Consider the following 19,480-nt stretch of genomic DNA (forward strand, 5'->3'; position numbering starts at 1 on the left):
CCACGGCCACCTCACGAGGAGGCTCACATGCGCGGGGACCTGGAAAACCTCTATGACGCCCACGCACACCGCCTGTACGCGCACTGCTGGTCCCTGACCGGCGACCAGGGCGCGTCCGAGGCACTGAAGGACACGCTCAACGAAGCGGTGGCTCAACCGCCACCCCCGGGCGAGACGGTGCTGTGGCTGCACCATCTCGCCCGCAGGGTCTGCGCCGACCGGGGCGCGTTCAGCAGCCACAGCCGGCCTGTCTTCGCCGGCGCCGAGACCGACCCGCTGCTGTCCGCGGCGCGCAACCTGCCCGCCGACAACCGCGAGGCGCTGCTGCTGTCCGCGGGCGAGTGGCTCGCGATCCGCGACATCGCGGGCGTCCTGCGCATCTCGGCGGACGCCGTGCGCGAGCGGCTGCACGAGGCGCGCACCGCGCTGGAGCGCGTCGTCCTGGACGCCCTCATGCGCCGCACCGCCGAGCCCGCCGACCACATGGACGTCATCGAGGCGTTCGAGAAGGGCCGGCTCCCGAACCTGCTGGCCCGCCGCGCCCCCGCCTTCGCGCCGCCCCACCTGCGCGCCCAGGTGCTCGGCGAGGACGAGGACGACGGCGAGTTCAACGAGCTCGTCTACACGGCCCCGGTCCGGGAGGACCTCGGCCACACGCCCTCGGTGCCCGTCCCGCCCGCGGTGCCCCCGGACCCGACCCGCCCCCTCGTGGTGATCGGCTCCGGCTCCGGACCCGCCATGGGCGACGAGTTCGTCGCCGGCGCCCCGCCCCGCCCCGGCACGGACCCCTTCGCCGAGCCCGGCCCCTTCGCCGGATCCGACCCCCTCGCCGACGCCCCGTTCTTCGCCGACCCGGTGCGGGAGCGCCCGCGCCGCCGCGGAGCGGCCCTCAAGGGCGTCGGCGGCCTCGCCGGGGTGGCCGCCTCGATCGCGGTCGGGCTGCTGATGACGTGGCCGTCCACCGACGACGGCACGGTGAACGCCTTCGGGCCGCCGCCCGACACCAACACCAGCCCGGGTGGCACCACGCCGAGCGGCGGCGCCACCGAGGAGCCGGCCACGCCGGGCACGCCGAAGCCGCCGGGCAGCGGGCAGCGCAACGCCGCCCCCGCTCCGGCGCCGCCGAAGACCGAGAAGCGCTCCCCCTCGGCGGAGAAGCCCGCGGAGCCGGGCGGCGACCGGACGCCGGGCCCGTCGACTCCGCCGGAGAACCGGGTTCCGACCACGCCGCCGCCCAGCAGCCCGCCCCCGTCGGGCAGCCCGTCCCCGTCGCCGGAGGACCCGCCGCCGACGGAGGACCCGGACGACGGTGAGCGTCCCGGCGGGCCGCTCGACCCCATCGGCGACATCATCGGCGGTGTCACCGACCCGATCCTGGGCGGCCTGTCCGGCCGGTAAATCGCAAAACGAAGAGGGGACGGACCGGTGGGGGTCCGTCCCCTCTCTCTTGTCTCCCGTGCGATCCTGCACCTGTCTCGCACATGCACGATCACTGAATGGGGAGCAGCGCATGGAAGACGACAGGCGGCGAATCCGGCGCGGCCACGATTACCTGATCACCCGGAGCGACGCCGAGGCCATATCCGAAGTCCTGCCGCCGGACGCTCCCGCGGAGATGGTCGAGGCCGTCGCCGCGAACTGCACGGTCGACCAGGCCGGGCTCCCGGCCGTAAAAGTCATCCACGGCCAATTACCGGGCCATTCCACCCGCGGCGTCGAAGTGCGGCTCACCGACCCCGCCCGCCTGGAGGAACTGCGCCGCGCCCTCTCCCGTCCGGGCGGACCGCATCCCGACGGAGGCGGATACAACCCGGCCCAGGGCGAGGACGGCGTCACCGTGCTGCGTTTCCGCGCCGACGGTTTCACCCCGATGGGCCGGCCTCGCCGATTAGAGGTCATCGCCCCGGGACGGCACACCGAGGCGCTGCTACGGCACCTGAACCAGCCCGCCCCCGGACCCGAGCCCACCCCCGAATTCGAAGCCGAAGCCGAAACCGGCGACGATCGGCGGCTGCTGCGCCGGCTGACCGGCGCCTGGGGCGTCCAGGCGATCCGCGTCATGGTCGAACTCGACATCCCCGACCAGCTCGCCGAGCACCCGCTCACCTGCAAGGAACTGGCCGCCCGCACCGGCATCGACGCCGACCGGCTGAACCGCCTGCTGCGCGCCCTCTGCCACCCCTGGATCGGCGCGCTCACCTCCACCGGGGACGCGTTCGCGCTCACCGGCCTCGGCCGGCGGCTCACCTCCACCGCCCCGGGCTCCATGCGCCATATCGCCCAGCTCTACGGCGGCCTGTTCTACCGGACCTTCGGTGAGCTGGCGGGCGCCATCAAGGACGGCGCGCAGCCCTTCGAGACCGTGTTCGGGCAAAGGCCGTTCGACTACTTCGACGACCACCCGCAGGAAAGGCGCCTGTTCGCCCGCGCGATGGCCGAGGGGGCCTTCTTCCCGGACGTCGCCGCCGCCGTCGACCTCTCCGGCGCCCGCACCGTCGCCGACATCGGCGGCGGGAACGGCGAGCTCCTCGCGCACCTGTGCGACGCCTACCCGAACCTGAAGGGCGCGCTCCTGGACCGCCCGGAGGTCATCGAAACCGCCCGGGACAACCTCGAAGCCCGCGGCCACCTGAATCGCTGCACGCTCCATCCCGGCTCTTTCACCAACGGCCGCGACGTGCCCGCCGGCGCCGACGTGTACATCGTCGCCCGCGTCCTGCACGACTGGGACGATCAGACCTGCGTGTCGATCCTGCGCGCCGTCCGCGAGGCCGCCACCGCCGGCTGCACGCTGCTGATCATCGAACGTCTCCTCCCCGACGATCCGGGGGACTCCTCGGTCTCCACCCTGTGGGACCTCAACATGCTGGTGAACAATGTCGGCGGCCGCGAACGCACCCGCGGCCACTACCGCCGCCTCCTCGCCGAAGCCGGTTTCCAGGCCGTCGGCGAGAAGACCCTCCGCCTGGACGTCTCCGTCATCATCGCCGCCCCCGCCCGCCCCTCCTGACCGTCCCGCCCCAACCGCTGGGACCGGGACCGGGGCATCTCAGAGACGGACAAGCAAGCTCACCCGGGTTTCGTGGATGGCGTCCGACAAACCCGGGTGAGCTCGTTCAGCTGCTACCGGCGGTGGTCAGGCCGGGGAGCAGTACTGGGTCTGCTTGTTGATCGCGCGGTACGGGCAGTCCGCGTACTCGGCCAGGATCAGCAGCGGGTCGCGGTTGATCTGGGTGAGCGACTCGATCTGCGAGGGCGCCGGGTAGAAGCTGCCGCCGCCGAGCTCGAAGGTGTAGGAGAAGATGCGCTGGTCTCCCCACAGCCAGTCGTCCGAGCTGCCGTCGGTGATGTAGAGGTCGCTCGACTGTTCCGGTGTATACCGGTTGAACCGGGCGGTCTCGACGCCGATGGTGCGGTGCGCGGCCTCCTCGTCGGCCGACATCGCGCCGGGGACGGTGTTCGCGGTGGTGTAGCCGAACGGCCACAGCACCAGGTTCGCCACCGAGTGGATGTCGAGGAACATCTTGATCTGCTGCTTGCCGCCGACGATCCGGCTCTTGACGAAGTTCTGGACGTTCCGGACCTCGGGCGCCGACGCCGGCGAGGGGCCGCGGTACGTCTCGCTGGACGGGGTGCCGGACGAGCCGCCGCAGCATCCCCACTTGTAGTCGTAGTTGCGGTTGAGGTCGACGCCCTGCCGGTTCTTGCGCCACATCCGGCCCGGCTGGGTGTCGCTGGTCATGTCGTAGATCTGCCCGTCGGGGTTGAGGATCGGGATGATCCAGAACTCCCGCTCGTTGACCACCTTCGTGATCCGCGCCGTGGAGTTGTACTCCTTGGTGAGGATCCCGATGAAGTAGAGCGCCTGCTCGTTGGTGAGGCGCTCGCGGGCGTGGATGTTGGCCTGGTAGAAGACCTCGGGCTCGTCCTCGTCCTGCGCGACGTTGTCGCTGATCTTGACGCCGACGATGTCGCGGCCCTCGTAGGACTTGCCGATGGTGAACTTCTTCGCGATCTGCGGGTAGTTGGCGACGACCTGGTCGAGCTCGGCCATCGTCTCCGCGTGGGTGTGGTACGACTGCGCGGACGCGGCGTGCCGGGGGAAGGCGCCCATCGGGCTGACCTTGAAGCCGAGCCGCTTGATGGCGCGGACCTCGGCCGGGATCGCGCTGATCTCCAGCGAGTCGTCCGGGCGCACCAGGTCGATAGCGGCGCCGGTGCGGGCGACCTGCGTCCGCTGCGCGGACGACGCCGGGCCGGTGACGAGGTAGCGCTTCGCCGTTTCGGCGGGGGCGGCGGCCGTCGTGGGCGCCGCGGACGCGGTGGTCCCGACGACGGTCAGCGCCGCCGCGCCCAGGCAGACCGCCACGAGGGCCGCCTTGAGGTTACGGGTTCTCATCGGACGCCTCTCCTCAACCCGCCGGCCGGTAGGCCGCGCTGGGGAGAGCGGCGCCCTCGGGGATGCCCGCGAGCTTCCACGCCGCGTAGGCGGCGGCGTTGGTGGCGTGGCCCATCACCGGCGACGAGATGTTGTTGATGTCGTCGCAGCGCGCGTGGTAGCAGGGGTCGTCGCCGCTGGCGATGCCGCTGACCTGGATGCCGGCGCTCTTGAACGAGGCGTGGTCGGAGCGTGCGCCGATGTTGAACCCCCGGGTGGGGAGGCCCTTGCTGCGGAAGTACTCGGTGAAGACCGCGCTGAGGGTCGAGGAGTCGGTGTAGACGCCCCAGGTCGTGGTGTTCTTCGCGCCGACCATGTCGAAGTTGAGGTAGGCGTTGATCTTCGACCGCTCGGCGGCGGGCAGGTTCTGGACGTAGTACTTCGAGCCGATCAGGCCGAGCTCCTCGGCGCCCCACCAGCCGAACCGGAGCCGCTTGGTGGGCTTGGCGTTGGCGCGGGCGACGGCGAGCGCGGTCTCCAGGACGGCGCTGGAGCCGGAGCCGTTGTCGTTGACGCCGGGGCCGGCGGGCACGCCGTCCAGGTGCGCGCCGAGGAACACGACCTGGTTGGCGTCGCCCTGCGGCCAGTCGGCGATCAGGTTGTAGCCGGTGGCGCCCTGGTAGGAGAAGGACTGCACCGAGGTCTGGAATCCGGCCGCGTCCAGCTTCGACTTCACGTAGTCGAGGGAGGCGCGGTAGCCGGGACGGCCGTGCGCGCGGTTGCCGCCGTTGGCGGTGGCGATGGTCTGGAACTGCTGGGCGTGCGCCATCGAGTTGGCCGCCGGGATGTCCGGCGACAGGACGGAGACGGCGGCGGGGGGCGCGGTGGACTGCGCGACGGCGCCGTTCGGGAGGCCCAGCAGGGCCGCGAGGAGGCCGGCGCCGATCGCGGCCGAGCCGAGGACGCGCTTGCGTTTCATCATGGGGGTCTACCTGACCAATCGGATCTGTGTTCCGGGGAGCTGTAGCGGGGGGGACTGTCCGGCGAGCAGGCATGGAGCCGGGTGGCGGCGCCACCCTCGTCGGCTCGGGAGCTGTGCTGGCACTTGGTCGAACTGCTGGTGGAACGCTGGTGGACCTTGAAGCCCTGTTGCCTCCTGCGGGTGTGCTCCGGCGCGTTGCGCACCAGAGGGGAGGATGACGCTGAACGATATGCACGGGGATTGGCGCCGTAAAGAGCAATGTGTGACGAACTTCGGGCAGCCTCGCGATTCCGGCCGCGTTTTCCGTGGTCACCGGCCGGAGAAGTGGAGTCAGCTGGTCACTACATCTAATAGAAAGGCGCCCGCCCGCTCCTTGAATGTGAATGAAGGCGGCTGAAATGGAACGTTTCAAAGCACCGCCGGAACTTCATGATCTATAGCCCCGGCAGGGGATCTTCGTAGCCCGATCCCCGTGGCCGCCCCCCAGGCGATACAGCGACATCGCCCATGACATTTTAGTTAATGAAACGATTAAACAGGCGTCATTGCAGTGTCAAGGGAAATTCGTGCCGGACCGTTCCATGGCCGCCTCTGGTCAGGGGCTATTGCTACTCATTGGTTCGGTTGGATCATCTTTCGGTCCTGACATCTCATCTTGCGAGCCCTGACTCGGCCGCGCGGGTGATTGGCGGAATTTCAGTCCGCCTGGGGGGAGCGAATAATGACGACAGAAACCGGCGATCGGACGCTCACCGTTCCGGGAGAGACGGCCCGGCACGTCACTCCCGAGCACGTTCTGGTCGCCGCCGGACATCCGAACAAGATTCGCTGGCGCCCCGGCGAACGCCTTGAGCACCTGTTCGAGGACCGCTGCGACCGCTTCCGGGCCGAGGGCCGCGACGCGCATCCGGCCGTCGACGCGGGCGATCTCGTCCTGACCTTCGACGAGCTGGACGAGCGCGCCAACCGCCTCGCCCGCCACCTGCTGGCGGAGGGGGCCCGCCCCGGCGACCGGATCGGGCTGCTGTTCGACGACGCCGTGCACTCCTACGCCGCGACGCTCGCCGTCCTCAAGATCAACGCGGTGTTCGTGCCGCTCGACGCCGGCTATCCGGCGGAGCGGCTGGCCTACATCGTGGCGGACGCGGGCGTGCGGACCGTCCTGTCCCTGTCGCACCTGCGCGGCCACCTGCACCAGGCGAGCGCGGCAGAGGGACCGGACGCCGCGAGTCCGGCGGGCTCGGCGCGCGAAGCGGGCTCGGCGGGCTCGGCGGGCGTGACGGTGCTGTGCGTCGACGAGGCCGCGGCACAGATCGGAACGCTCCCCTGCCACCGCCTCACCGGCGCCGAGAAGGGCGTCCCGGACGACGACCTGTGCTACATCGTCTACACCTCCGGCTCGACGGGACGCCCCAAGGGCGTGGCGGTCGAGCACGCCGCGATCTGCAACTTCGTCCGCGTCGCCGTCGAGGTGTACGGGATCGGCCAGGCGGACCGCATGTACCAGGGCATGACGATCGCGTTCGACTTCTCCGTCGAGGAGATCTGGGTGCCGCTGATGTCGGGCGCGACCCTCGTCCCGAAGCCGAGCGGGTCGGTGCTGGTCGGCGACGACCTGCTGGAGTTCATCCGGACACGGCGCATCACCGCGCTGTGCTGCGTCCCGACGCTCCTGGCGACCCTGGGCGAGGACCTCCCGGACCTGCGCTTCCTGCTGGTGTCGGGCGAGGCGTGCCCGCAGGACCTCGTCGCCCGCTGGCACCGCCCCGGCCGCCGGTTCCTCAACGTGTACGGCCCGACCGAGGCGACCGTCACCGCGACGTGGACGCCGCTGGACCCGCGCCGGGCGGTGACGATCGGAATCCCGCTGCCCACCTACTCCGTCGTCATCCTGGACCCGGACGAGGACCGGGCGCTGCCGCCGGGCGAGCCGGGCGAGATCGGCATCGCGGGCATCGGGCTGGCCCGCGGCTATGTGAACCGCGACGACCTCACCGCGAGCCGGTTCGTCCGCGACTTCATCGGCATCGAGCACAACCCGTCCGGCCGGATCTACCGCACCGGCGACCTCGGCCGGATCAACGGCGACGGCGAGATCGAGTACCAGGGCCGCATCGACACCCAGGTCAAGATCAAGGGGTACCGCATCGAGCTGACGGAGATCGAGTCGGTGCTGTCGCAGGTGCCCGGGGTCGCGCAGGTGGTGGTCGGCACGCACGAGCCCGAGCCGGGCGTGACCGAGCTGGTCGCCTACGTCACGCGGCGGACCCGCGACTCACCGCTCGACCGTGACCGGCTCCGCGCGCAGGCCCGGGAGCACCTGCCGGGCTACATGGTCCCGGCGTACTTCGAGGAGCTCGAGGCCATCCCGATGCTGCCGAGCGACAAGGCCGACCGTGGCCGGCTGCCCCCGCCGACGTCGCCGCGCGGGCAGGCCGCGTCCAGCGGCCACCTCGCCCCGACGACCGCGACCGAGAAGGAACTCACCGATGCGCTGGCCGGCCTGCTGCGGCTGGAGCAGGTGTCGACCGACAGCCACTTCTTCGACGATCTGGGCGCCGACTCGCTGCTGATGGCGCGGTTCTGCACCGCGGTCCGGGAGCGGACGGACCTGCCGGTGTCGATGCTGGACGTCTACCAGAACCCGCAGGTCAAGGGCCTGGCCGCGGTGCTGTCCGAGCGGGCGCCCGCGATCGCGCCGCCACCGGAGTCCGCCCCGGAGGGGCGTCCGGCGGACACCCGCCCGGCGGTGCGGAAACGCGTCCGCGAGTACGTGGTCTGCGGCGCCCTGCAATTCCTCCTCTTCGTCGCGACGATCTACGGCGGCGCCGTGGTCGCGTCCGCCGGCTATGACTGGACGTCCGACGCCACCGGACTCGCCGACCTGTACATGCGGAGCGCGGCGGCCGGAGGCGCGCTGTTCGCGTTCATGTGCGCGCTGCCCGTCCTGGCGAAATGGGCGCTCATCGGCCGCTGGAAACCGCGGCGGATCCGTGTCTGGAGCCTCGGCTACGTCCGCTTCTGGACGGTCCGGACGCTCATCCGGTCGAGCCCGATGTCGCTGCTCGCGGGATCACCGGTCTACAACATCTACCTCAGGCTGCTGGGGGCCAGGATCGGCCGCGGCGCGGTGATCTTCTCCAGGACGGTCGTGTGCACCGACCTGCTCACCGTCGGCGCCGGGACGATCATCCGGGAGCGCTGCGCGATGTCGGGCTACCGGGCCGACGCCGGGGTGATCCGGACGGGCCCGATCACGCTCGGGGACCGCGTGTTCGTCGGCGAGAGCACGGTCCTCGACCTCGACACCGCCATGGGCGACGACACGCAGCTCGGGCACGCCTCGTCCCTGCACAGCGGGCAGAGCGTGCCCGCGGGCGAACGCTGGCACGGCTGCCCGGCCCGCCCGACCGGCACCGGCTACCTGCCGATCCCGCCGATGAGGTGCGGCACCGCGAGGCGGTTCTGGTACGGCACCCTCCAGCTGTTCACGCTGCTCGCGGTCGCGATGCCGCTGGGATTCGCCGTCGTGGTCGGCCTGCTCACCGAGTTCCCGATGCTGGCGGAGATCATGCGCACGGAGTCGCAGGGGCTCGGCCGCCCGTCGCTCTACCTGGACGCCGCGCTGATCTCGGGCCTGCTGTTCTTCGGCGGCCTGGTCGGGGCGCTGGCGTTCGTGCTCACCGTCCCGCGCCTGCTCGGGCTCCTCGTCCGGCCCGGCAAGGTCTACCGCCTCTACGGACGCCACTACTGGGCGCTCATGACCACCAAGCGCCTGACCAACGTGCCCTTGTTCACCAGCCTCTTCGGCGACAGCTCCTACATCGTCGGGTACCTGCGCGCGCTCGGATACCGTTTCTCGCGGCCGATCGTGCAGACGGGCAGCAATTTCGGCACGGAATTGCAGCACCACTCCCCCTACCTGACCACCGTCGGCAGCGGCACCATGATCTCGGACGCCTTGTGGGTCACGAACGCCGACTTCTCCAGCACGTCGTTCAGGGCGTCCGAGGTGAGGATCGGGGCCCGCAATTTCCTCGGCAACAACATCGTGTTCCCGGCCGGGGCGGCGGTCGGGGACAACGTCCTCCTGGGGACGAAGGTGGCGGTGCCCGTCGACGGCCCGGTCCGGGAGAACACCGGCCTGCTGGGCTCGCCGTGCTTCGAGATCCCCCGCTCGGTGGAACGCGACCACGCGTTCGCCGAACTGGAGAAGGGCGAGGAGTTCCGCCGCCGCCTGTCGGCCAAGAACCGCTACAACATCAGGACCATGGCGCTTTACCTCTTCGTGGGATGGCTCCGGGCCTTCGGGGTGACCGTGCTGTGGCTCGCCGCCGAGGACCAGCTCCGCGGCAACGCGCCGGTCGGGATCGTCGTCGCCGTCCTGACCACGCTCCTGTTCACGGTCGGCTTCGGCGTGCTGGTCGAACGGGCCGTGCTGCGCTTCCGCTCTCTCGAACCGCGGCTGTGCTCGATCTACGACCCGTACTTCTGGTGGCATGAGCGCCTCTGGAAGATGGGCGGGCGGGCCGCGTTCAACGGCACCCCGTTCAAGAACGTGGTCTGGCGGCTGCTGGGCGTGCGCATGGGCCGGCGGGTCTTCGACGACGGCTGCGCCATCCCGGAGAAGACCCTCGTCACCATCGGGGACGAGTGCACGCTCAACGCCGGAAGCGTGATCCAGTGCCATTCCCTGGAGGAGGGCGTCTTCAAATCCGGCCGCACCCGGATCGGTGCCGGCTCGACCCTGGGCGTCGAGTCGTTCGTCCACTACGGCGTGACGATGGGCGAAGACTCCGTCCTCGACGCCGACTCCTTCCTCATGAAAGGCGAGAAGGTGCCCCCGGACGCGCGGTGGGCCGGAAATCCCGCCGGGCAGTTCCACCTGCCGAAAGGGGTGGGTTGACAGCCTCGGGCGGCGGGCGGAAACCTCCGATCATCGTTGTGCCGGTGTGAGGAGAGTGGCGGGATGGCCGTCCATGAAATTCGGATCGACCCCGCCAGGCCGCTGCGGGAGGACCCCGGCACGGGCCACAACCGCTGGCATCCCGGCATCCCGCCGGTGGCGCGCTGCGCCCCCGGCGACGAGGTCGTCATGGGAACGCGGGACGCGTTCGACGGGCAGTTCAGCCCGTCCAGCACGGCAAAGGACGTGGCCGCCGCCGACCTGAGCGTGGTCCACCCGCTGACCGGCCCCGTGTTCGTGGAGGGAGCCGAGCCCGGCGACCTGCTGGAGGTGGAGATCCTCGACGTGGCACCGGACACGTTCGGGTTCACCGCGCAGGCGCCGGGGCTCGGTTTCCTGAGCGAGGAGTTCCCCGAGCCGTACCTGGTGCGCTGGGCGATCGCGGACGGCTGGGCGACCTCGGAGGACCTGCCCGGCGTCCGCGTCCCCGGCGCGCCGTTCATGGGCACGATCGGCCTCGCGCCGGGGCCGGGCGCGCTGCGCCGGATCACCGCGCGGGAGCAGGCGGCGCTGGACGGCGGCGGCGTGGTCATCCCGCCGTCTGCCGGGGGCGCGGTGCCGTCCGACCCGGAGATCGCCGCCACGGGCCTGCGGACCATCCCGCCGAGGGAGCAGGGCGGCAACATCGACATCAAGCAGCTCACCGCCGGGACCAGCCTGTTCCTCCCGGTCGACGCCCCCGGTGCCCTGTTCAGCGCGGGCGACGCGCATTTCGCGCAGGGCGACGGCGAGGTGTGCGGGACGGCCATCGAGATGAGGGCGACGCTGCGGGTGCGGTTCACCGTCGACAAGGGCGCGGCGCGCGAGAAGGGCATCACGTCCCCGAGGTTCTCCCGGACGGCCCCGGAGCACGCGGCGCCGCGCCCGTTCTACGCCACGACGGGCATGCCGGTCAGCCGGGACGGCGGCACGGTGGTGTCGGAGGACCTGAGGCTCGCCACGCGCAACGCCCTGCTCAACATGATCGACCACCTCGGCGAACGCGGCTGGACCCGGCAGCAGGCGTACGCCATCTGCAGCGTCGCCGTGGACCTCAGGATCAGCCAGCTGGTGAACCCACCGAGCGTCCTGGTCTCGGCGTTCCTGCCCCTGGACATCTTCGAGACCTCCTGACACCGCCCACCGGACGCCGTCCACCGCCCACCGGGCCCCGCTGACCGCCGCCCGACCCCGTCCCGCACTTCTCTTGACCATGCCCGCAAGATCACTGAGGGTTCGAGATGCCGTCGGCGAACCAGCGGGCGGACGGGTGAAGGCATCGGGGGCGACAGCGACCCAAGGTGGTGCGAGCATGACCGCAGGACACGATCGCCGGCGCTTCCTGATCGGCGCGGCCACGGCCGGAGCCGGGCTCACGGCCTCCTCCGTCCTGGCGCCGCGGGCGGAGGCCAGGGCCGCGGCGCCGCCGGGCCGAAGCGACGCGACGACGCGGATCCTCCTCAACAACGTGGGGTTCGACCCCGCCGGGCCGAAGCGCGCGGTGGTCACCTCGGCGCAGGCCCCGGAGGCGTTCCAGCTCATCGACGCCGCCACCGGCCAGACCGTCCACACCGGCCTGCTCGACAATGCCGGCGCCGTCGAGGACTGGGACGACCGCACCTACTGGACCGCCGACTTCTCCCGCGTGAACCGTCCCGGCGACTACCACCTCACCATCGGCTCGGCCCGGTCGGCACAGTTCAAGATCGAGGCCACGGTGCTGGAGCGGTACACGCTCGCGCACGTCGTCCGCCATTTCAAGGGCTGGCGATGCTCCGGCCAGTACGACAAATTCGACCGCCGCCTACCACTGGGCGACACCGGAAAGACCTACGACGCGCACGGCGGCTGGTACGACGCGTCCGGCGATTTCGGCAAGCATTTCACCCAGCTGTCCGCACTCTCCTATTTCAACACTCTCCAGCTCCCCCTCACCGCCTGGTCGCTCCTGGTCTCCCACCGGGAGCTAACCGCCCGAAAAGACGAGAACTTCACCCAATTGCGCACCTGGCTCCAGGACGAGGGCCTCTACGGCGCGGACTACCTCCGCCGCGTCCACGTCCCCGGCCAGTCTTTCTACAGCACGGTCAACCAGCCAGGTCCGCCGAAAGACCCGGTCAAACGAACCCTCAGCACCGCCCAGGTGAACTACCGCGAGGGCGGCGGAGTAGCGATAGCCGCCCTGGCCATCGCAAGCACCCACGAAGTCTCCGGCGACTACGACAACGCCGAATACCTGTCAGCCGCCAAGCAGGCCTTCGCCTACCTCGAAGTCAACAACGTCCGCCTGACCAACGACGGAAAGGAAAACATCCAGGACGATTACAACGCCCTACTAGCCGCGGTCGAACTGTACCGCGCCACCAAAGACACGACCTACAAGGCAAGCGCCGACAAACGCGCAGCAAATCTGTCTTCCCGCCTGGTCTCCTGGAACGGCCACAACGACTACTGGAGAGCGGACGACAAGGACCGCCCGTACTTCCACCCGTCCGACGCCGGCCTCCCCGTCGTCGCACTGCTCACCTACGCGGGCATCGCCGAAGGCCGCACCGCCGACCAGGCACTAGACGCCGTACGCCGCTCAATGCAGTGGGAGCTGTCGGTCACCTCATCCGTGCGCAACCCGTTCGGCTACGCGCGGCAGCTCGTCCAGGACAAGGACGGCAACCGCGCCGCCCAGTTCTTCTTCCCCCACAACGTGACGCCGCGCTCCAGGGACCAATGGTGGCAAGGCGAGAACGCGCGTATAGCCTCCCTGGCCACTGCGGCGCGCCTGACCGCACGCCAGTTCCCCGAAGACCGGGCGTTCGCAACAAGGCTGCGCGCGTACGCAGCGGACCAGCTCAACTGGATCCTCGGCGCAAACCCCTACGACGTCTGCATGCTCGACGGCTCCGGACGCAACAACCCGGAGTACCTGTGGCTGGGGTCCTGGCAGTTCCTGCAGACGCCCGGCGGCATCGTCAACGGCATCACCGGCAAGAACGACGACGGCAGCGGCATTCTCTGGGACCACGGCTTCGCCAAAACCGGAAAGGACGACGACTGGCGCTGGGGCGAGCAATGGCTCCCCCACACAAGCTGGTACCTGAACGCCGTAGCCCTCGGCTGACGGCGATTCACCGGCAACCGCCCTGGGAATGCCTGCCGGGCAGGGCAATTCCACAGTCATCATGTGAGGGCGGGGGCGGGGTCTGTCTGGGAGCGTGTGCGGGCCCGGAGAATCCAATGCACGGCGACCAGAGGGATGACGCCGATGGGGTACCAGGCGACGTCGACGAGGTCGAACTGCGCGCCTAGCAGCTGGCGCGCGAGCCAGTTGCGCTGAGAAAGTGCCCCGGGTATGGGGGTGAGCTGCGCGAACTCGATGAACCAGCAGTACGCGACCGCGGCGCCGCCCGCCGGTAGTGGCGAGATCGGCGGCCTTATGAAGATCACTATCGTGTAGACGATGGCCGCGGAGAAGGCGGCGCCCGAGTACTGGTCGATGGGCCCGTCCATCGCGGCGCGGGCCGCATAGGCCGCGCCCGCGAGGCCGACCGCCGAGAGCACCATCAACAGCCGAGTCCAGCGCACCGCGAGCGACATCGCGCAATCATAAGTGGCCGCGCGGCTGACCATCGACGGGCCGCAGCAGGACCGCGGGCCCCGGCTACGAGTCGTAGCGTCCGGCCCGTGCTTGGGAGATGAAGGTGGCCCACTCCCGCGGGGCGAGAGTGAGGTGGCCTCCGTGCGGCGCCTTGCTGTCCCGCACGCCGACGCTCACGTCCAGATCGGCGACCTCGACACAGTTGCCGTCCGCCCCGCTATGGCTGCTCATGCGCCATGCGACAGGAGCCATGTCACGAATGTCCATAGCTCGGCCACCTCCCCACCGCTGTCGGCTATTAGTCGTAGCGTCCAGATTGCACGTGGGCGATGAAGATTGCCCACGCCTGCGAGGTGAGGGTGAGATGGCCGCCGTGAGGGGCTTTTATGTCTCGTACGCCGATACCCGCGTCGAGTTGCCGGGGAAGAGTGAGCCGATCAGTCGGGTGGGGTGAGGGTTTCGTGTTCGCCGTCTTCGGTGCGGCGGGTCATGCCTCGGGCGGCCAGGAGTTCCAGGAGCGGGACGGCCACGCGGCGGGTGGTGCCCATGGCCTGGCGAGCGTCGCTCAAGGTGAACGGCTGAGGCAGCTCGGTCAGGACGGTTAGGGCGCGGCGGTCGGCGTCCGGAAGCAGGACGATGCCGGGCGCGATGCGCAGCAGGCGGCCTACGCGTTCGGCGGCGGCCAGCTCGGTGTTGCCCAGGCCCAGCTCGGTCAGGCGGTCGGCGTTCGGGGCACCGAAAGGGTTGGCGGCCAGGTCGCGTTCCAGCTGCTGGACGGCCTTTTCGAGCGCCGCGGGAAGCCCTGGGGCGAGGTCTGGTGGGGTGAGCAGTCCTGATTCGCAGGTGAGGGCGGCGGCCTTGGCGAGTTCGGGGATCAGGGCCGGGTCGATGCCCAGGCGGCGGGCGGCGGCGGCCACTGGCATGCCGGGCTCCAGGGGGTGGCTGTTTCGATGGTGGCGTTCGGCTTTGGCCAGCTCTGCCGCGTACTCGGCCCAGCGTTCGTCGGTCGTCCACCAGTCGGCGTGGCGAGGGGCGCCTTGTGTCGGGAGGCCCATCGCGGCCAGGTCTGCGGTGCGGCGGAGGCCCCGGCGGAGGTGGGCGGACGCCACGTCGTCCGCCGTGCGCATTCCCGACAGCTCGGCGGCCCGGGACCTGGCTGCGCCGCGCCTGGTCAGCGGGGGTGGGTCGACGTCCAGGACGATCAGTCCGGCGGCGATCCGGCGGCGTCCGGGGTCGCGGAGGACGGCGCGGTCGCCGTAGCGCAGCGGCAGCGGGCGATCGAAGCGCAGCCGGGCGTGCTCGGATCCGAGCGGGCGCAACCGGCACGGGACGGCGGCGGTGCCGATGTGCATGATCAGCCGTTCGGGGAGTGGGGCCGAGGACGTCGGGCGCAGCTGCACGTCGGCCGAGCCCGCCATTCGCCAGGCGGCGGGGGTGAGCAGGGGCAGCCCGCGCGGGACTTCGGAGCGGTCAACGCCTCGCAGGTTGAGCGCGACCCGGGCGGTGGCGGCCACTTGGTCGTGCGGGTTGCCCAGGGCCTCTATGCCGCGTACTCGGACGGCTCTTCCTTCGGTGTTGAGGAGTTCGTCGCCGACCCTGATCGTGCCCGCGCCCAGCGTGGCGGTGATGACGGTGCCCGCGCCGTGGATGGTGAATGATCTGTCGGCCCACAGGCGGATGGGGGCGGTGGTGTCGGGTGCCGGTAGGGCCGTGACCAGGGCGGTGATGGCCTTGCGGACGTCGTCCAGGCCCTCACCGGTGACCGCGCTTACGGCGACTGCGGGGATGTCGCGGAGGGTGCTCTCGGACATCCATGCTCGCGCTTCCTCGATCGCCGGTGCCGGGTCGGCCAGGTCGGAGCGGGTGACCACCAGGACGCCGTGAGATACGCCTAGTGCGTCCAGGGCTTCCAGGTGTTCGGCGCTTTGCGGCATCCAGCCCTCGTCGGCGGCGACGACGAACAGGACGGCGGGCACCGGGCCCACCCCGGCGAGCATGTTGGCGACGAACCGCTCGTGTCCAGGGACGTCCACGAACGCGACCTCGCCCGCGCCCGGCAGGTCCGTCCAGGCGAACCCCAGGTCGATGGTCAGCCGGCGGCGGCGTTCCTCGGCCAGGCGGTCGGGCTCCATTCCGGTGAGCGCGCTGACCAGCGTGGACTTGCCATGGTCGACGTGCCCGGCGGTGGCGATCACGTGCATGTTCCCGTCCTACCCCGGTCCTCAGCGGATGACGAGGCTGTGGTCTCCGGCCGGGATCAGCTCCCCCACGATCGGTGCGCCCGGCACCTCGCCCGCGACCAGCAGGCCGCCGGACGTCTGCGCGTCGGCGAGCAGCAGGCGGGTGTCCTCGCCGGCGGAGCCGAAGTCGGTGTGCGGTGCGATCCAGTCGAGGTTGCGGCGGGTACCGCCGCTGACGTAGCCGTCGCGGACCGCCTCCCGCGCGCCGTCGACGTAGGGCACCGCCCCGGCGTCGATCACCGCGGAGACACCTGAGGCGCGGGCCAGTTTGTGCAGGTGGCCCAGCAGGCCGAAGCCCGTGACGTCGGTCGCGCAGGTCGCGCCGGCCTTCAGCGCGGCGTCGGCGGCGTCCTTGTTGAGTTCTGTCATGACGGCGATCGCCTGCTCGAACACCTCGCCGGTCGCCTTGTGGCGGTTGTTCAGGACGCCCAGCCCTAGCGGCTTGGTCAGCGAGAGCGGCAGGCCCGGGCGGCCACGGTCGTTGCGCAGCAGGCGGGCGGTCTCGGCGATGCCCGTCACGGCCATGCCGTACTTGGGTTCGGGGTCGTCCACGCTGTGGCCGCCGCCGATGTGGCACTCGGCGAGGACGGCGACGTCCCGTCCGCCGCGCAGCACCTCCCGGGCCAGCTCGAACGGCAGGACCTCGCGCGGCCAGGCCAGCAGGTTCACCGCCACCAGCGGGCGGCCGCCCATCGCGTACACGTCCGACAGTGCGTTGGCCGCGGCGATCCGGCCCCAGTCGTACGGGTCGTCGACGACGGGGGTGAAGAAGTCCGCCGTCGCCACCACCGCCGTGTCGCCCGAGATCCGGACCACGGCCGCGTCGTCACCGGAGTCCAGTCCGACGATCAGGTCGGCGGAGCCGGGGGCGCCGAGGCCGGCCACCACCTCTTCCAGTTCGCCCGGCGGGATCTTGCAGGCGCAGCCGCCGCCGTGCGCGTACTGGGTGAGCCGCCGTCCGTCGAGCATCGTCCCCGCCCCTCTGTCGGTTGCCGTATCAGGCCGTCGCCGGCATCTGCACGCTTCCCGCAACCGGGTGCTCGACTCGCCCCACCCGGTCACATTCACGTTGCGCCCGTGCGCGCCGCCGCGGGTGGCTAGGGCTTGCGGGCTGCGGCGGCGTACATGTTGGTGGCGGTGTTCGGGAGGGGGGCGTCGCCGGGGGCGGGGTGCCAGCGGGGCATCGGGACGACGCCGGGGGCGAGGAGGTCCAGGCCGGTGAGGAGGCGTTCGACCTCGGCGCGGTCGCGGAGGTACATGGGGATGCCGCTGCGCGTGTACTCGCGGGCTAGGTCCCGGGACTCGGGGGCCAGGTCGGCGGTGGGGACGGTGAGCGCGATGTGGCTGCCGGGGGCGAGCGGCGCGACGAGGGCGTCCACCAGGGTCTGGGCGTCCTCCACGAACTGGAGCATCGCGATCACGGTGAGGGTGACCGGGCGGGTGAGGTCGAGGGTCTCGTGGAGGACGGGGTCGGCGAAGAGTGCGTCCGGGGTGCGCATGTCGGCCTGGACGTAGGCGGTGCGGCCCTCGGGGGTGCTCGTCAGCAGGGCACGCGCGTGGGCGAGGACGATCGGGTCGTTGTCCACGTAGAGGACGCGCGCGTCGGGCGCCGTCTCCTGGACGACCTCATGCAGGTTCGGCGAGGCCGGGATGCCCGCGCCGACGTCGAGGAACTGGCGCATGCCCAGCCCGGCGAAGTGGCGGCCCATCCGCTGCATGCAGGCGCGGTTGGCGAGCATCGAGGTGCGCAGCCCCGGCCAGCCCTCCAGCGCTTTCGCGGCCGTTTCGCGGTCGGCGGCGTAGTTCACCGTGCCGCCGACGATGTAGTTGTAGACGCGGGCTGAATGCGGACGGTCGGTCTGCAGGTCTGGCTCGTCCGGCATGGACGGCATCGGCGGCATGGGCCGATCCTGCCTTCGCTCGCGGCGCTCGTCCAGCGGCGGCGGACCATGGCGCCGTGGCAACGCGCCGTGGCGGCCCGGTCGCCTGCGGGGCGAGTGTGGCCGGGCCGCCACGGGCGGTCAGGGCAGCGGCGGCCGGCGCGGGCCGCGCTGCGGTTCCGGGGTCAGGACGAGACGGCGCACTGGCCGCGGTCGGCGCGGCGCGGGCCGTCGGCCGTCGGGCGGATGTCGAAGTCGAAGATCTCGGTCGGCAGGTAGAGCGAGCAGCAGGCGTTCGGGATGTCGACCACGCCGCTGACGCGTCCCTCGATCGGTGCGGCGCCGAGCAGGAGGTAGGCCTGCTCGCCGCTGTAGCCGAACGTCTTGAGGTACTCGATCGCGTTCAGGCACGCGTTCCGGTACGCGATGGTCGCGTCGTTGTAGTAGTTGGTGTTGGTGTCGTGGTCGACGGAGATGCCGATGAACGACACGAACTCGGAGTAGCGCGGCTCCACGTTGCCGGGCATGAAGATCGGGTTGGTGGTCACGCCGTACTTCTCCATGCCGCCCTTGATGAGGTCGACGTGGAAGTCGATGTAGCCGCCCATCTCGATGGCGCCGCAGAAGGTGATCTCCCCGTCGCCCTGGCTGAAGTGCAGGTCGCCGCCGGACAGCATGCCGCCCGCCACGTGCACCGGGTAGAACACGCGGGCGCCGCGGGTGAAGTTCTTGATGTCGTGGTTGCCGCCGTTCTCGCGCGGCGGGACGGTCCGGGCGCCCTCGGCGGCGACCCTGGCCAGCGCGTCGCCGGTGAGCGGGCCCGCGAGTGTCCCGGGCACGAGGGGCGGCAGCGCGAGCGGCGGCACGCGGTTCGGGTCGGTGTCGATGAGCGCCTGCTCGCGGGCGTTCCACTTGGCCAGCAGCTCGGCGGACGGCGCCGTGCCGAACAGCCCGGGGTGCGTGATGCCGGTGAACCTGACCCCGGGAATGTGCCGCGAGGTGGCCTGCTGGCCGTGGAAGTCCCAGATCGCCTTGTAGGCGTCCGGGTAGTAGTCGGTCAGGAAGCCGCCGCCGTTCTGCTTGGCGAAGATCCCCGTGTAGCCCCAGCCCTGCCCGGGCTTCGGCCCGGTCTCCTGCGGGACGGGACCGAGGTCGAGAATGTCGACCACGAGCAGGTCACCCGGCTCGGCGCCCTCGACGGCGATGGGCCCGCTCAGCATGTGGCAAGGCTGCAGGTCGACGTCGCGGACGTCGTTCGCGGAGTCGTTGTTGCCGATCTGGCCGTCCGTCCACTCCCGGCATTCCACCCGGAACTCGGCGCCCGGACGGACGGTCGCCGCCGCGGGAATGTCCGGGTGCCACCGGTTGTGGCCGGGAACGTTCTGGTCGCGCATCGACCGGGCCTGGTCGACGCTGAACACGACTTCTGGCATGAGTGCCCTCCCAGTTTTGGTGCCTTGAAC

At 70.9% G+C, this 19,480-nt stretch carries 14 protein-coding genes; 5 read left to right on the forward strand and 9 right to left on the reverse strand.

The window, feature by feature from the left end; all coding sequences use genetic code 11:
* Window positions 1-27: 27 nt before the first annotated feature.
* On the forward strand, window positions 28-1,398 hold the full coding sequence (locus tag ACH34S_RS00815) for a sigma factor-like helix-turn-helix DNA-binding protein (RefSeq protein WP_395950384.1): 1,371 nt from the start codon (window positions 28-30) through the stop codon (window positions 1,396-1,398).
* A gap of 112 nt (window positions 1,399-1,510) precedes the next feature.
* Entirely contained in the window at window positions 1,511-3,010 is a 1,500-nt protein-coding gene (locus ACH34S_RS00820) for a methyltransferase (protein ID WP_395950385.1), read from the forward strand.
* A gap of 126 nt (window positions 3,011-3,136) precedes the next feature.
* Here the strand turns inward: ACH34S_RS00820 and ACH34S_RS00825 are convergent, their stop codons facing one another.
* Both ACH34S_RS00825 and ACH34S_RS00830 read right to left on the reverse strand, forming a co-directional pair.
* The gene (locus ACH34S_RS00825; RefSeq protein ID WP_395950386.1) at window positions 3,137-4,399 is read right to left on the reverse strand and encodes a M14 family metallopeptidase; all 1,263 of its coding nucleotides are present in this window, start codon (window positions 4,397-4,399) and stop codon (window positions 3,137-3,139) included.
* A 13-nt stretch (window positions 4,400-4,412) separates the two neighbouring features.
* Entirely contained in the window at window positions 4,413-5,360 is a 948-nt protein-coding gene (locus tag ACH34S_RS00830; protein WP_395950387.1) for a M28 family peptidase, read from the reverse strand.
* 721 nt (window positions 5,361-6,081) lie between these two features.
* Between ACH34S_RS00830 and ACH34S_RS00835 the strand changes: the two genes are divergently transcribed.
* The 3 genes from ACH34S_RS00835 (at window position 6,082) to ACH34S_RS00845 (ending at window position 13,420) form a co-directional block, all read left to right on the forward strand.
* A complete protein-coding gene (locus tag ACH34S_RS00835) occupies window positions 6,082-10,266 on the forward strand; it encodes a Pls/PosA family non-ribosomal peptide synthetase (protein ID WP_395950388.1) in 4,185 nt (1,394 codons plus the stop codon).
* A gap of 63 nt (window positions 10,267-10,329) precedes the next feature.
* Window positions 10,330-11,439: an acetamidase/formamidase family protein gene (locus ACH34S_RS00840; RefSeq protein WP_395950389.1), complete on the forward strand. Its 1,110-nt coding sequence runs from the start codon at window positions 10,330-10,332 to the stop codon at window positions 11,437-11,439.
* A gap of 178 nt (window positions 11,440-11,617) precedes the next feature.
* Window positions 11,618-13,420, forward strand: coding sequence for a glycoside hydrolase family 9 protein (locus ACH34S_RS00845; protein ID WP_395950390.1), 1,803 nt, complete (start codon window positions 11,618-11,620; stop codon window positions 13,418-13,420).
* Between the two features lie 59 nt (window positions 13,421-13,479).
* Here ACH34S_RS00845 and ACH34S_RS00850 read toward each other — a convergent pair whose 3' ends face one another.
* From ACH34S_RS00850 to fmdA, 7 genes are all read right to left on the reverse strand, one after another.
* On the reverse strand, window positions 13,480-13,896 hold the full coding sequence (locus tag ACH34S_RS00850) for a DUF2809 domain-containing protein (protein WP_395950391.1): 417 nt from the start codon (window positions 13,894-13,896) through the stop codon (window positions 13,480-13,482).
* Window positions 13,897-13,960: 64 nt separating this feature from the next.
* Window positions 13,961-14,149 (reverse strand): DUF397 domain-containing protein, encoded by a 189-nt coding sequence (locus ACH34S_RS00855; protein WP_395950392.1) that lies wholly within the window; start codon window positions 14,147-14,149, stop codon window positions 13,961-13,963.
* A gap of 46 nt (window positions 14,150-14,195) precedes the next feature.
* Window positions 14,196-14,300: a DUF397 domain-containing protein gene (locus tag ACH34S_RS00860; RefSeq protein ID WP_395951412.1), complete on the reverse strand. Its 105-nt coding sequence runs from the start codon at window positions 14,298-14,300 to the stop codon at window positions 14,196-14,198.
* Between the two features lie 34 nt (window positions 14,301-14,334).
* On the reverse strand, window positions 14,335-16,098 hold the full coding sequence (gene selB / locus ACH34S_RS00865; RefSeq protein WP_395950393.1) for a selenocysteine-specific translation elongation factor: 1,764 nt from the start codon (window positions 16,096-16,098) through the stop codon (window positions 14,335-14,337).
* A 21-nt stretch (window positions 16,099-16,119) separates the two neighbouring features.
* Window positions 16,120-17,106: a selenide, water dikinase SelD gene (gene selD / locus ACH34S_RS00870; RefSeq protein WP_395950394.1), complete on the reverse strand. Its 987-nt coding sequence runs from the start codon at window positions 17,104-17,106 to the stop codon at window positions 16,120-16,122.
* Window positions 17,107-17,234: 128 nt separating this feature from the next.
* On the reverse strand, window positions 17,235-18,038 hold the full coding sequence (locus ACH34S_RS00875) for an SAM-dependent methyltransferase (RefSeq protein WP_395950395.1): 804 nt from the start codon (window positions 18,036-18,038) through the stop codon (window positions 17,235-17,237).
* A gap of 164 nt (window positions 18,039-18,202) precedes the next feature.
* Window positions 18,203-19,450, reverse strand: a complete 1,248-nt coding sequence (fmdA, locus tag ACH34S_RS00880) for a formamidase (protein ID WP_395950396.1) — start codon at window positions 19,448-19,450, stop codon at window positions 18,203-18,205.
* Between the last annotated feature and the right edge of the window lie 30 nt (window positions 19,451-19,480).

It is taken from the genome of Actinomadura sp. 3N508 (assembly GCF_044326375.1).
Lineage (GTDB): Bacteria > Actinomycetota > Actinomycetes > Streptosporangiales > Streptosporangiaceae > Spirillospora.